Genomic DNA, 13,448 nt, shown 5'->3' with positions numbered 1-13,448 from the left:
GACCGCCCGGTCCGCACCAGTGGCTCAGGCCGTACGGAAGTTCGGCTGCTCGGAGCTGTCGGAGTGTTCCTCGGAGCGGCTCGCCGCCTCGCGGAAGGACACGAGCCCTTCCATGAGCATCACCCGCTTGCGCGGGGGCATGCGGGCGATGACCTCGTGGAGCTCGGCCTCCCTGCGAGCTCTCAGGTCGCGCAGGAAGGTCCGGCCGCTCTCGCTCAGCCAGAGCCTCAGCTCACGACGGCTGCTCGGACTCGGCGTCCGGGTCACGAAGCCGACCGCCTGGAGGCGGTCGCACAGCCTGCTGACGGACGGAGGGGTGGAACCCAGGCGCTCGGTCACCGTACGCAGGTTCACGCCGTCCTCCTCCTCGAGGATGAAGAGGACCTTGAGCTGCGGAGGAGAGACCGGTGAGGAGGCGACCTCACGGCCGCGCCCCCAGAGCACTTCCATGAGTTCGGTGACGGTGGAGGCCGCACGGGCTGCTTCGGCTGTCGGTTCCTGCGATTCAGGACTCACTTTCCACTCTCACACGTCGCGTCTGTGAGTTGTACCCATCCGGCATCGGAAATGGGGTACCTCTACGACCATAACGGAACGCCCAGTTCCGCGCCCGCCGACCGTACCCGTGCCGGTGTGCGGGATACTTCTCCAATCGGCACAGAAAACACAGGTCGATCCAGTGAACAGATACGAGACCGTAGCGCGGTCCCTTCGCGAGGCCCAGCCGCACGGGCTCATGGCGGTCCTCCGCGGGGCTCTCTCCGAGGACTACGCGGCGGTGTCCGCCGAACTCTTCCTCGCTGACTACGGACTCAAGGTACTCTGCCACGTCCCCGATCCGCCCGGGGAGTGCGCGGGGGAGTACTCCGTCTTCAACAGTGTCGTGGGCAGGGTCTTCGGCGCGCAGGAGACCTTCGTCGAGGACAGCTTCGGATCCGAGGCCGTGACCGTCCACCTCCCGGTGAGCGCCCGCGGCGACCGGCTGGGCGTGCTCACCGTCGAGCTGAAGGCGGGCGACTACTCCGCCGGGGTGCTCGCCGAACTGGAGCAGGTCGCCTGCGTGCTCGGCCACGAGATCCTCGTCGCCGAGCGCGACACCGACGTCTACCGGACGCTGCGCCGCAGGGACCGGCTCACCCTGGCCGCCGAGGTCCAGTGGGACCTGCTGCCGGGCCGGGGCTTCGAGTGCCCCGAGTACAGCATCGGCGCCCAGCTCGAACCGGCCTACTCCATACGCGGCGACAACTTCGACTGGTCGGCCGCGCCGGACCGGCTCACCCTGGGCATCACCAACGGCATGGGCGAGGGCATCGACGCCTCGCTGCTGACCAGCCTGGCGGTCAACGCCCTACGCAACGCCCGCCGCAGCGGGATCCCGCTCGCCGACCAGGTCGCCCTCGCCGACAAGGCCGTCTACTCCCACTACCGGGGAGAGCGCTACCTGGACGTCCTCCTGCTCGGCTTCGACCTGGCCACCGGCGAGGTGCAGGTGGTCGACGCGGGCTCGCCCCTGCTCTACCGCCTGCGCGGCGACCGGGTCGAGCAGATGCCCTTCGAGGCCCAGCTGCCCATGGGCATGGCCGAGGACACCGTCTACACCGCGGAGGGCTTCCGGGTCGAGCCGGGCGACCGGCTGGTGTTCGTCAGCGACGGCGTGTTCGACGCCAAGGGGCCGTCCGAGGGCGAGACCTTCGGCACCCGGGCCCTGCCCCTGGCCATCCTGGCCACCAGGCTGGTGCCCAGCTCCTCCGCGCCCCAGGAGGTCCTGCGCCACCTGGCCGAGTACCGGGGCGACCGCGAGTCCCTCGACGACGCGCTGGTGGTGTGCCTGGACTGGCGGGGCCGGGGCGAGCCGGGGTAGGCGCCGCGCCCCGTGCCCGCCCGCCTCAGGTCTGGTAGACAATTGCCACGCGGCAACAACGCGGGACCCCCCTTCCAGCGACACGCAGGACCACGAGGAGATGTATGACTGACGGAGCATCCGACCACTCAGGGTCGGGCGCGCGGATCGTGTCCGCCTTCCTCCGGCGCCGCAGGGAGCAGATCGCCCAGCGGTGGGCCGATCTGCCCCTCTTCCAGACGGTGTTCACCGTCACCCGGGACGAGGCCGTCGAGGCCTGCCACGCCGTCGTCGACTCCCTCGCGGTGGTCGCCGAGAGCGGGCGCGTGGACGACCTGGAGGCCCCGGGCTTCCACCCCGTCCGCGAACAGCTCGTCGCCATGACCGCCTCGCGCGCGAGGTCGGGCCTGTCCACCGGCCAGGTCGACCGCGAGGTCGGCCTCCTGGGCGAGGCCGCGATGGAACTGCTGGGAGCGGACTCCCCCGGGACCGGGCCCGACGAGCTGTCCGACATCCGCGTCCAGCTCGTCACGCTGTTCGCCACCCTGCGGGTCATGGTCGTCGAGAGCATGCTCCAGGAGAACCAGGAGATCATCCAGCGCCAGCGCCAGCAGCTCCTGGAGATGGCGACCCCGGTCGTCAAGCTCTGGGACCGCCTCGTCGCCGTGCCGCTCATCGGCATGCTCGACAGCGCGCGCAGCCAGGTGGTGATGGAGAACCTCCTGGAGGCCATCGTCGAGCACAAGGCCACCATCGCCATCCTGGACATCACGGGCGTGTCGACGGTGGACTCGCTCGTGGCCCAGCACCTCATGAAGACCGTCGCCTCGGCGCGGCTCATGGGCGCGGAGTGCGTGATCTCGGGCATCCGCCCCGCCATCGCCCAGACCATCGTCCAACTCGGCCTCGACCTGGGCCCGGTCACCACCCGCGCCAGCCTGGCCGACGCGCTGGAGTGGGCGCTGGAGCGGCGCCAGAACAGGGCGCCGTCCGTCAAGGGCCCCGAGAGCTGATTGGACAGGTACGTGACTAGTCCTCCCACCATCCCGGTCCTCGACCTCGGCGGGCTGCTACTGGTGAGCATCCAGGGCGAACTCCCCGACGAGGCCGCGGTGGACCTCCAGAACGACGTGACCGCCGCGGTGGCCGACACCGGTTCGCGCGGACTCATCATCGACATCAGCTCGCTCGACATGGTCGACTCCTTCCTCGCGCGGGTCCTCGCCGAGGTGGCGGCCTCCTCCCGGCTCCTCGCCGCCCGGACCGTGCTGGTCGGCATGCGCCCGGCGGTGGCCATCACCCTGGTCGAACTGGGCCTGACCCTGCCGGGCATGGACACCGCCCGGACGGTCACCGAGGCGGCGGCCAGCTTCGGGGTCACCATCGAACGGAAGGAACGGCCGGAACGGGGCGCGACGTGAGCCAGGCCTCCGCGGAGCCGATCCACGTGCCCATCCGCAGGGACACCGACCTGACGGTGGTCCGCCAGCAGGTGCGCGCCCTGGCGCAGCAGACCGGGTTCGGCCTGGTCCAGCAGACCAAGCTCGTGACCGCGGCCAGCGAGCTGGCCCGCAACACGCTCCTGCACGGCGGGGGCGGGGCCACCGAGATCCGCGTCGTCCACGGCCAGGCCGGACAGGGCGTGCGCGTGTCCTTCGTCGACTCCGGGCCGGGTATCCCCGACGTGGACACGGCCCTGACCGACGGCTACTCCACCGCGGGCGGCCTGGGGATGGGTCTGAGCGGCTCCAAACGCCTCGTGCAGGAGTTCGAGATCGAGAACCTCCCCGAGGGAGGGACCAGGGTGACCATCACCTCCTGGGCCGATCCCTACGGGCGCGGAGCCCGATGACCAGGGTCTGGGACCTGGCGGTCACCGACGCCACGCACGTGTCCTACGCGGCCCGGACCGCCCGCGAGGCCGCGCTCGGCATCGGTCTGGACAGGGCCGCGGCGGACGCCGCGGCCCTCGCCGCGTCCGAACTGGCGACCAACATGTGCAGGTACGCCGGCGGTGGGCGCTTCGTGGCGGAGGAGGCCAGGGAGCCGTGGGGAACGGCCCGGGCCCTGCAGGTCCTCGCGCTGGACCACGGCCCCGGCATCCCCGACGTCCCGCGCGCCATGAAGGACGGCTTCTCCACCTCGGAGGACTCCCTGGGTTCGGGGCTCGGCGCCTGCGCGCGCGCCGCCGACTTCTTCGAGGTCCACAGCGCTCCCGGAAGGGGGACGGTCGCGGTGGCCCGCTTCGCCCGCTCCGCCGACCGCGCCCTGTTCGGCGCGCGCGCGGCCACGGGCGGGATACACGTCCCCCTGGGCGGCTACAAGCTCTCCGGGGACGCCTTGGCCTTCCGCAGCGGCGGTGCCCTGCGCACGGTCATGCTCGCGGACGGGCTCGGGCACGGTGAGGCCGCCTCGGACGCCGCCGACGTGGCCTCGCGCTTCGTGACCGGGAGCAGGGGAGGGACCCCCGACACGCTGTTGCGCGGACTGCACGAGGCGCTGCGGCGCACGCGCGGGGCGGCCGTGGCGATCGTCGAGATCGACGAGTCCCGGGGCCGCCTCACCTTCTGCGGGGTCGGCAACATCGGTGCTCGCCTGTACCGGGACGGGCGCTGGGAGACGCTGCTCTCCCGACCCGGGATCGTGGGGGCCTTCTCCCTGCGCACACCGGCCCCGGCCCGGCGGGAGTGGTCCCCAGGGGACATGCTCATCCTGCACAGCGACGGGGTGCCGGGACGGTGGAAGCCCGAGGGCATCGAGGCCCTGCGCGGCCACGACGCCGCGGTCGTGGCCGGAGCGGTGTTCCGGGACTCGGGAAGCGCCGCCCGTCCGCTGCGCGACGACACGAGCGTCGCCGTGGTCACGCACACCGCACGCCCTGACGGGGGAGGACGATGACGCAACCGCTGCTCGACCTGCGGGTCCGCGGTGCCGTCGACGCGGCGCGGGCCCGCGCGGCCGTGGCGCGCGTGCTCGACGCCGCGTGCGCCGGGGACGAGGCCGAACTGGAGTTCCTGAACGGCGCCTCCTCGTGGGCGCTGCGCGCGTCGGGGCCGGGCGGTCCGGCCGCGCTGGCGGTGGACCTGTCCGAGGACGGGCTCGTGCTGCGCGCCACCGTCCGCGACGGCGCGGGGGAGAGCCGGTGGGAGTCCGACCTGCCCCTCTCCGAGCCCCTCGACGCGGGGGCCGCGGCGGACGGGGCCCCCGGGGAGGCCGAGGCCGAACTCCTGGCGGCGGAGCTGCTGCGCACCTCCGAGCGCGCGGGGAGGGTGGCCGCCGTCGCGGCCGAGCGCGCACGCGAACTGGAGTGGCACCAGCGCGAGCTGGAGGAGACCAACCAGGGCGTGCTGGCCCTGCACGCCGAGCTCGCCGAGGCCAGCGACGAGCAGCGCAGGCTCCTGGCGGCCGAGCGCGCGGCCCGCGACCAGGCCGAGGCCGCCCGCAACAGGCTCACGTTCCTCTCCACGGCCAGCGCGAGGCTCATGACCTCCCTGAACCAGTCGGAGATCTTCGCCCGCCTGCGGGACCTGCTCGTGCCCGAGCGCGCCGACGCCGTCGAGGTGTGGCTCACCGGCGAGGACGGCGGCCTGTGCGCCTCCGGCGCGCGTGAGGCCGCCGTGCCGGACACGGTGCTCCTGGCCGCGGCCCGGCGCCGCCCGGCGGACGCCCCGGCCGGAGAGGGGGAGCTGGCGCTCCCCCTGCTCACGGGTTCGGGGCTGCTCGGGGTGCTGCTGCTGCGCCGCGCCGAACCCCTGGACGCCGACGACGAGGTCGTGCTGGACGAACTCGCGCGGCGGGCGGCGGCGTCGCTGGACAACGCGCGCCGCTTCGAGCGCGAGCGCGACACGGCGGCCACCCTCCAACGGGCCATGCTCACCGAGCTGCCCCAGACCCCGGGGATGGAGATGACGGCCCGCTACCTGCCCGCCACGCGCGGGATGAACGTGGGCGGCGACTGGTACGACGTCTTCTCCCGGGGCGACGGCGAGTTCATCGGCGTGGTCGGCGATGTCACCGGGCACGGCATCCACGCCGCGGTGATGATGGGCCAGCTGCGCACGGCCCTGCGCGCCTACGCGCTGGAGGAGCGCAGCCCGGCCGTGCTCTTGGAGCGCCTGCACCGGCTGCTGGGCCACCTCGAACCGGACCTGTTCGCGACCGCGGTCATCGTGCGCTTCCGGCCGGGTGACCCCGAGGTGGTGATGGCCGGGGCCGGGCACCCGCCGCCGCTGTGGCGCGACGGCGAGGGCAGGGCGGAGGCGGTGCCGCTGCCGTCCGGCGGCATGCTCGGCCTGCCGGTGGAGCTGTCCTACACCGACCACACCGTCGAACTGCCTCCGGGCGCCGCGCTGCTGCTGTACAGCGACGGCCTGATCGAGCGGCGCGGGGAGTCCATCGACGACGGGATCGCGCGCCTGGTGGAGGGCTTCGGGGGACCGCCGTACTGGCGGGGCGGCCCGGACAAGGCGGCCGACGACCTGCTGGACGCCATGGTCAAGTACCAGGACTGCGACGACGACGTGTGCCTGCTGGTCTTCCTCGCCGCCGAACGGGACGGGTAGCGGCGCTCCGGGCCCGCACGCGGAGGGCCGGGCGCCCCCTCGGCGCCCGGCCCCCCGACACGGTGTCCCGTCCCGCGTTCGTCCGCCCCCTCAGGTCCGGCGGACGACGGGGACGCCGATCAGACCTCGGTGACGGCCTCGTCGTACTCCAGGCGCGGCAGGCGGTCGAACCACGCGTCCGGGCCCGGCCTGCCCACGTTCATGACCACCAGGGGCCGCAGCGTGGAGTCCTCGCCGAAGAACTCGCGGCGCACGCCCTCGGCGTCGAATCCGGTCATCGGCCCGGCCGCCAGGCCGGCGGCGCGCACGCCCAGGAGCAGGTAGCCGACCTGGAGGAACGCGTTCTGCAGGGCCATGCTCTCGCGGGCCTCGACGGGCATCCCGGAGAAGTTGTCCCGGGCGTCGGGCGCGACGGGGAAGGTCTTCGGGAAGTGCTCGTGGAAGTCGGAGTCCGCGGACAGGATCAGGGTGAGCGGCGCCGTCGAGGTCTTGGGCGCGTTGTTGCCCGCCATGTGCGGCACGAGTCGCTCGCGGGCCGCGGCCGAGCGCACCACGGTGACCCGCAGGGGCTGGTTGTTCATGGCGGTCGGCCCGTACTTGACCAGGTCGTGGATCGCCCGGACCTGCTCCTCGGTCACCGGCTCGTCGGTGAAGCTGTTCGCGGTACGGGCGTCCCGGAAGAGCAGGTCCTGGGCCGCCTTGTCGAGTACCAGCGCGTCAGTCATGTGTTTCCTCGGTCGTGCTCGTGGTGTGGCGGGGGGCCGTGCGGAGTCGGCTCCGACACGGACCACAACACTTGTTGACGAGGAAGATATTTCCCGGAGAGCTGGAAGTGGGGTCAATCACGCACGGGAGTGCGCTGGCGACTCCGCGGGGGCGGCACCACGGGCAGCGGTTCGCCCGAGGCCTCGTCCGCCCACGCCTCCAGGCGCTTGACGAACAGGCGCGCCTGGACCGGCCAGTGGAAGGAGGTCCGCGCGATCCGGTGCCCGGTGCGGGCCAGATCGCGGCGCAGCTCCGCGTCCCGGCGCAGCCGCAGCACCGCCTCCGCCGCGGCCGACACGTCGCCGAACGGCACCACCAGGCCCGACGGGCCCTCCGGGCGGCCGGTCACCAGCTCCTGCGCCATCGGGTTGGGCGTGGTCACCACCGGCAGGCCGTGCGCCATGTACTCCACGACCTTGGTCGGCATCGAGTGCCGGTAGTTGGGCGTGTCGTGCAGCAGGCTCAGCCCCGCCATGGCGCCCGCGCAGATCCGCAGCGCCCGGTCGTTGGGCACGAACCCGTACCAGTGCAGGACGTCCTCCTGCTGGGCCTCGCGCAGCAGCGGCCGCACCCCGGCGTCGGCGCCGCCGATGACCTCCAGGCGCACGCCGTGCGGGCGCAGCATGCGCCCCAGCTCCACCAGTTCGCGCGCGCCGCGCGCCTCGGACACCTGGCCCAGGTACACGATCCGGTCGTCGCCCGGCTCGCGCGCCGGGAACTCCGGCACCTCGGTGGTGTTGGGCACCACCGGGTGCTCCATGCGGAACCGGGAGCGGTACCCCTCCTCGGCCAGCACCAGCCGCATCCGCCGCTCCGCGTGCCGCTCGAAGGAGCGCACCACCGTGCCCAGCGGGCGCCGCAGCGACCGGGGCACCCACGCCTTGGTGAGCAGTGCCGCCGCCGTGTCCTCGTGCACGTCCCACACCGTCACCGGGCGTCTGGACGGCAGGGCCAGCAGGAGTTCGGGGTCGTGGAAGAGGAGCAGGTCGGCCAGGGGCGCCTGCTCGGCGAGGACCGCGCGGGCGGCGCGCAGGGAGGCGAGCCGCTCGCGCCCCGAGGCGCGCGGCACGTCTACCGAACGCAGCTCCGACCACGGGGTCACCCCGCACTCGCGGAACGGCGCCACATAGGTCACGCTGTGTCCGGCGTCCAACAGGGCGCGGATCTGCCGGTGCAGGATCCGTGCGTCCTCCGGGTGGTGCACCACCGTGGCCACGAGCGCGTGCATCGAGTTCACCTACCTGTGTCGCCGTCTGAGGCCCTCTCGGGCGGATCGGCCTGGCCGCTCCTGTCGGAGCGGTATCAGCTCTTCGTCACGGTATTCAGCGGGAAAGACGCGCCGAGGAAAGCCCGGTGGCCGCACGGAGTGCAGCGGGTGAACCTTCGGCCGGGGGAAGGTGAACGCCGAAAGGCACGCCGATGAACGCGGTGTGCTCGCGGATCGGCGTGCCCGTCGGGACGGGTCCCTCAGCTCACAGGACCTCGATGCCCTCCCGCGTGACGTGGCGCCGCACCTGCGAGGGGACCGCGGAGTCCGTCTCGGGGTCGGGACGGCGCAGTACGCCCCGGGTGTCCAGGAGCAGCCGCGCGTACTCCTCCAGCCGCTTGGGCCGGTACTCGGCGTGGTCGGTGAGCAGGATGGTCAGGTCGGCCTCGGCCAGGGCGCGGTCAAGGTCGGTGGACCTGGGCACGTCCACACCGTCGACCTGCCAGGACTCCACGTGCGGGTCGTGGTAGGTCAGCGTGGCGCCCTTGGCGGCCAGCTTGCGCGCGACCGGCCGGGCCGGGGACTCGCGCTGGTCGGCGATGTCGGCCTTGTAGGTGACGCCCAGCAGCAGCACCTTGGAGCGCGACAGCGCCAGGCCGGAGTCGTTGAGCAGCTCCTGCGCCCGCTGGATGACGTAGGAGGGCATGCGGCCGTTGATCTCCTGGGCCAGCTCCACGAACCGGAACGGGTAGCCGAGGGTCTTGACCTTGTACGACAGGTAGTTCGGGTCGATGGGGATGCAGTGTCCGCCCACGCCCGGGCCCGGGTAGAAGGCCTGGAAGCCGAACGGCTTGGTGGCCGCCGCGGCGATGGAGTCCCACAGGTCCACGCCCAGCTCCTGGCAGAAGATGGCCATCTCGTTGACCAGGGCGATGTTGACGTGGCGGTAGGTGTTCTCCAGCAGCTTGGCCATCTCGGCCTCGCGGGTGCCGCGCGCCCGCACCACCGTGTTCACGAAGGCGCTGTAGAACTCCGCCGCGGCCTCCCCGCACTCCTGCGTCAGGCCGCCGACGACCTTGGGCGTGTTGGCCACGCCGAAGGTCGGGTTGCCGGGGTCGATGCGCTCGGGCGAGAAGGCCAGGTGGAAGTCGGCGCCCGCGACAAGGCCGGACTTCTCCAGCAGCGGGCGGACCACCTCCTCGGTGGTGCCGGGGTAGGTGGTCGACTCCAGGATGACCAGGGTGCCCGGCCGCAGCTGGGCGGCGATTGACTCGGCCGCGGACGTCACCGCGCCCAGGTCCGGGCCGCCCTCCGCCGACAGGGGCGTGGGCACGCAGATCACGATGGTGCGCGCGGTGGCCAGGCAGGCCGGGTCGGTGGTCGCGGTGAAACCGCGGTCCAGCATCCCGCGCACGTCCTCCGCGGAGAGGTCGTCCACGTGCGAGACGGCGCTGTTGAGCCCGTCGACGACGCGGCTGCTCACGTCCAGACCGGTGACCTTCAGGCCGGCGGACACGGCCTCGGCCGCAAGCGGCAGGCCGACGTAGCCGAGGCCGAGAACGACGAGGTCGCTGACCGCACCGGCGGACTGCTCGGAGACAAGGGCTGGGTTGGAGGCTGCGGCATCCACTCGTGGTCACACTCGCATTCATCTCGTGAACGGGCGTAAATAGCGGGAACTGCCATTGCTCAGTGCGTTAGACGTCTGAGTGTAGGCACGTGTTGTCCACGCTTACGGGTTCTGGCCTGGTTCGGTCATTTCGCGAATCTGAACCCGATACGCCTGGTTGTAGCGGTATGCGGCCTCGGCCCAGGTGCGGTCGCTGACGAGATCGCGACCCGCACTGCCGTAGGAGATCCGCTTTTCACGACTGTAAGCGAGTTTTGTCAGCACATCGGCTAGGGTCGCCGATTCGCCTGCCGGAATTAACTCTCCTGTCACTCCCGGTTCCACGATCTCTCGCAACGCCGGGAGATCACTGGCCACCACCGGAAGCCCGCCCGCCATGGCCTCCACGGGCTTGAGCGGGGTGACCAGACGGCACACCCGCTCGTCGCGTCTGGGCACCGCGAACACGTCCAGTGCGGCGTGGTGGTCGCGCACCCGCACTGCCGGGACGCGGCCGGTGAAGTGCGCGGCCCCCTCCAGACCCAGCGAGTCGGCCAGGGAGCGCAGTACGGGCAGCTCGGGGCCGTCCCCCACGATCAGGGCGTGCGCCGCCTCCCCGCGTTCGCGCATCAGGGCCACCGCCTCCAGCAGCGTGTCCAGGCCCTCGTAGCCGAAGCAGCTGGTGGTGGTGCCCACCACGAAGTCCTCGCCGCCGATCCCCAGTTCGGCGCGCACCCCGGCGCCCGGGGGCAGCGGGGTCAGGAAGGAGGCGTCCACCGCGTTGGGCACCACCAGCAGGCGCTCGCGCGGCACGCCGCGCGCCTCGATGTCGGCGCGCATCGCCTCGCCCAGGGTGACCACCAGGTCGGCGGCCAGCATGCACTCGGTCTCGCTCGCGCGCTCGGCCCGGTAGAAGGCGTCGTCCACGCTGCGCGAGGGATCGCGCGAGAGCCAGGACTCCTCCAGGAAGCCCCGCACCTCGTAGACCACCGGCAGGCCGAACCTGCGGCCCAGCTCCAGGGCCAGTCGGGCGTTGTGGTGGTTGCTCGCGGCGTGCAGCACGTCGGGCCGCAGCGCCTCCACCAGCTCCGACCCCAGCCGCACCCCCGCGGCCAGCGCCTCCGCGGCGTCGGCGGGCGCCGTCCAGGGCAGGAGCCGGTGGTAGGGGATGCCGTCCACCCGCACCAGCGTGCGCGGGTCGGGAACGCCCTTGACCAGGGGGTACCCCGCCCTGGTGACCACGTGCACGTCCATCCCGGCCTCGCGCTGGGCGACCGCGATCTTGTGGGTGCGCTGGGTGTAGCCCGCGTTGGTGTGCGGCAGCGCGTTGGTCACCAGGTGCAGCACCCGCAGACCCGCTCCGGGTGACGCCGGGTCCCCGGCCACACGCCACCGTTCACCCTCCGACGCCTCCGGTCGCCGAGCGTTCACCGTGGCGTCGGGCGGCGTTCGTGGATCGCGGGTTAACGTGATGGCGTGACGGTCGGGCGACGTGGACGGGGGCGCGGCGACAGCGCGTCCCGTGGCCAGGGCCGTCCGATGCTCCGCGGCCTCTCGAAGAGCGCCCTCCGGAAGCTGTTCGACCAGCTCCCGGGCGGTGGCCGCGTCTCCCGCCGCCAGGCAGGACGCCACCAGGCGGCCCACCCGGCGGGGGGAGGCACCGCTCGCCGCGGCGAGCACCGCCTCGCGGGCGTCCGCGCGCCGGCCCTGGTCCCACAGGGCGTAGGCGCGGGCCCGGCCGCCCGCCCGGGAGGCCAGGGCGCGCACCGCGCGCCGGGGCGGACCGGGCGTCAGCCGCAGCGCCAGCAGCGGCAGCCGGGCCGGTTCGGCCCGCAGGTGTCGCCAGGCCAACGAGAGGGTGAACGTCGCCGCCCGCGGCCAGCGGGTGCGCGAACGCGGAACCTGGGATTCGGAAGCTTGGGTGTCATGCACGGTCAGTCACACAACCACGCGGACGTGACCGTACGGTGACACCACGGCGACACGGACGGGACGGCTCGGGCAAGGAACGCCGCCGGACCACACCAGTCCCGCCGGTCACGGTGGGAACACCACCCCAACAGAAGGAAACGTGAGAGCCGTGGCAACGAGTGCCCCCCTGGGGAGCCAGGACACCGGGATCGTGCACGTCGTCGGCGCGCGCCCCAACTTCGTCAAGGCAGCGCCCGTGGTCTCCGCCCTGCGCGGACGCGGCGCGCACCAGGCGGTCGTGCACACCGGCCAGCACTACGACGACCGCATGTCCGCGGTGTTCTTCCGCGACCTGGGCCTGCCCACCCCCGACGTCGACCTCGGCGTCGGCTCGGGCTCCCACGCCGCCCAGACCGCCGCGCTCATGGTGGGCCTGGAGAAGGAGTTCACCGAGCGCAGGCCCGGCATGGTGGTCGTCTACGGAGACGTCAACTCCACCGTGGCCGCGGCCCTGGTCGCCGCCAAGCTGCACGTCCCCGTCGCCCACGTGGAGGCGGGGCTGCGCTCCTTCGACAACACCATGCCCGAGGAGATCAACCGCCGCGTCACCGACCAGCTCAGCGACGTGTGCTTCGCCACCAGCCCGGAGGCCGTCGGCCACCTGGCCGCCGAGGGCGTCCCGCCCTCCCGCGTCCACCTGGTCGGCAACCCCATGATCGACACCCTCCTGGGCAACCTCGACCGCTTCGACGCCGACGCCCTGCGCGAGCGCCTGGACCTGCCCGAGCGCTACGTCGCCGCCACCCTGCACCGGCCCGCGAACGTGGACGACCCCGACACCGTCGCCCGCCTCGCCGCGCGCCTGCACGAGATCGCCGACCTCGCCGACGTGGTCATGCCCGTGCACCCGCGCGGCAAGGCCGCCTTCGACCGGGCCGGGCTCGGCGACCACCCGCGCGTGCGGCTCCTCGAACCCCTGGGCTACCTCGACTTCGTCGCGCTCACCCGCGGTGCCGCCGCCGTGGTCACCGACTCCGGCGGCGTCCAGGAGGAGACCACGATCCTCGGCGTCCCCTGCCTGACCCTGCGCCCCAACACCGAGCGCCCCGTCACCATCACCCACGGCACCAACCAGCTCGTCACGGAGGCCGACCTCCTCCAGGCCGTCACCAAGGTCCTGCACGGGCACAGCCCGGAGCGGATCGGCGACACCCCGCCCCTGTGGGACGGCCGCGCCGGGGAGCGCATCGCCTCCGTGCTCACCCAGTGGTCGAGGTGAACCCGATGACACACGAACACCGCGCACCCGTTCCCGCACCCAGGAACGCCAGCGCGCGGGAACGCGCCGTACGGGGCGCGGTCCCGGTCCAGGCACGCGGGGCGCGCCGAAGAGCGGCCCCGATTCCCCCGCAGCGGTCCAGGTGATCCACCATGGCACACGTCCCTCCAACCGTCCCGCACCCCAGGGGCCCCGCCGGGCCCGCGACACGCCTGGCCAAGGGCATCCGCACCCGGCCGGGAGCTCGTAGGGTGCACCGCACGTGGCAGTCGGAC

At 72.9% G+C, this 13,448-nt stretch carries 12 protein-coding genes; 7 read left to right on the top strand and 5 right to left on the bottom strand.

Going from position 1 to position 13,448, the window contains the following annotated elements; all coding sequences use genetic code 11:
• Positions 1–24: 24 nt before the first annotated feature.
• Complete coding sequence (locus tag AC0VX6_RS23275; protein WP_444961167.1) at positions 25–516, bottom strand: MarR family winged helix-turn-helix transcriptional regulator; 492 nt, start codon at positions 514–516, stop codon at positions 25–27.
• 220 nt (positions 517–736) lie between these two features.
• Between AC0VX6_RS23275 and AC0VX6_RS23270 the strand changes: the two genes are divergently transcribed.
• From AC0VX6_RS23270 to AC0VX6_RS23245, 6 genes are all read left to right on the top strand, one after another.
• Entirely contained in the window at positions 737–1,861 is a 1,125-nt protein-coding gene (locus AC0VX6_RS23270) for a PP2C family protein-serine/threonine phosphatase (RefSeq protein WP_475469425.1), read from the top strand.
• Positions 1,862–1,965: 104 nt separating this feature from the next.
• Positions 1,966–2,853, top strand: coding sequence for an STAS domain-containing protein (locus AC0VX6_RS23265; RefSeq protein WP_475466052.1), 888 nt, complete (start codon positions 1,966–1,968; stop codon positions 2,851–2,853).
• A 12-nt stretch (positions 2,854–2,865) separates the two neighbouring features.
• Positions 2,866–3,261 (top strand): STAS domain-containing protein, encoded by a 396-nt coding sequence (locus AC0VX6_RS23260; RefSeq protein WP_248771947.1) that lies wholly within the window; start codon positions 2,866–2,868, stop codon positions 3,259–3,261.
• Positions 3,258–3,692: an anti-sigma regulatory factor gene (locus AC0VX6_RS23255; RefSeq protein WP_444961165.1), complete on the top strand. Its 435-nt coding sequence runs from the start codon at positions 3,258–3,260 to the stop codon at positions 3,690–3,692. The genes AC0VX6_RS23260 and AC0VX6_RS23255 overlap by 4 nt, the downstream gene beginning before the upstream one ends.
• Entirely contained in the window at positions 3,689–4,738 is a 1,050-nt protein-coding gene (locus tag AC0VX6_RS23250) for a SpoIIE family protein phosphatase (RefSeq protein WP_475466050.1), read from the top strand. Before AC0VX6_RS23255 ends, AC0VX6_RS23250 begins: the two co-directional genes overlap by 4 nt.
• Positions 4,735–6,402, top strand: coding sequence for a PP2C family protein-serine/threonine phosphatase (locus AC0VX6_RS23245; protein WP_475466048.1), 1,668 nt, complete (start codon positions 4,735–4,737; stop codon positions 6,400–6,402). The genes AC0VX6_RS23250 and AC0VX6_RS23245 overlap by 4 nt, the downstream gene beginning before the upstream one ends.
• Before the next feature lie 119 nt (positions 6,403–6,521).
• On the opposite strand, the gene AC0VX6_RS23240 is transcribed toward AC0VX6_RS23245, so the two are convergent.
• From AC0VX6_RS23240 to AC0VX6_RS23225, 4 genes are all read right to left on the bottom strand, one after another.
• Positions 6,522–7,127: a malonic semialdehyde reductase gene (locus AC0VX6_RS23240; protein ID WP_475466046.1), complete on the bottom strand. Its 606-nt coding sequence runs from the start codon at positions 7,125–7,127 to the stop codon at positions 6,522–6,524.
• A 113-nt stretch (positions 7,128–7,240) separates the two neighbouring features.
• Positions 7,241–8,395 carry a glycosyltransferase gene (locus AC0VX6_RS23235; RefSeq protein WP_274974652.1) on the bottom strand — a complete coding sequence of 385 codons (1,155 nt, stop codon included), beginning with the start codon at positions 8,393–8,395 and terminating at the stop codon, positions 7,241–7,243.
• Between the two features lie 244 nt (positions 8,396–8,639).
• Positions 8,640–10,004, bottom strand: a complete 1,365-nt coding sequence (locus AC0VX6_RS23230; protein WP_274974651.1) for a nucleotide sugar dehydrogenase — start codon at positions 10,002–10,004, stop codon at positions 8,640–8,642.
• A 102-nt stretch (positions 10,005–10,106) separates the two neighbouring features.
• On the bottom strand, positions 10,107–11,834 hold the full coding sequence (locus AC0VX6_RS23225; protein WP_274974650.1) for a glycosyltransferase family 4 protein: 1,728 nt from the start codon (positions 11,832–11,834) through the stop codon (positions 10,107–10,109).
• A 229-nt stretch (positions 11,835–12,063) separates the two neighbouring features.
• Here AC0VX6_RS23225 and wecB point away from each other — a divergent pair, with 229 nt between their 5' ends.
• Positions 12,064–13,173, top strand: coding sequence for a non-hydrolyzing UDP-N-acetylglucosamine 2-epimerase (gene wecB / locus AC0VX6_RS23220; protein WP_444961159.1), 1,110 nt, complete (start codon positions 12,064–12,066; stop codon positions 13,171–13,173).
• The last annotated feature ends 275 nt before the right edge of the window (positions 13,174–13,448 follow it).

Source organism: Nocardiopsis sp. iso_25 (assembly GCF_056173305.1).
The sequence above is the reverse complement of the archived record's forward strand: the minus strand, read 5'-3'. Positions and strand labels throughout refer to the sequence as shown.

Coding starts and splice junctions, on each gene's coding strand:
- AC0VX6_RS23265 (WP_475466052.1), top strand. CDS start 1,966: ATGACTGACGGAGCATCCGACCACTCAGGGTCGGGCGCGCGGATCGTG.
- AC0VX6_RS23240 (WP_475466046.1), bottom strand. CDS start 7,127: ATGACTGACGCGCTGGTACTCGACAAGGCGGCCCAGGACCTGCTCTTC.
- AC0VX6_RS23270 (WP_475469425.1), top strand. CDS start 737: ATGGCGGTCCTCCGCGGGGCTCTCTCCGAGGACTACGCGGCGGTGTCC.
- AC0VX6_RS23235 (WP_274974652.1), bottom strand. CDS start 8,395: ATGCACGCGCTCGTGGCCACGGTGGTGCACCACCCGGAGGACGCACGG.
- AC0VX6_RS23245 (WP_475466048.1), top strand. CDS start 4,735: ATGACGCAACCGCTGCTCGACCTGCGGGTCCGCGGTGCCGTCGACGCG.
- AC0VX6_RS23250 (WP_475466050.1), top strand. CDS start 3,689: ATGACCAGGGTCTGGGACCTGGCGGTCACCGACGCCACGCACGTGTCC.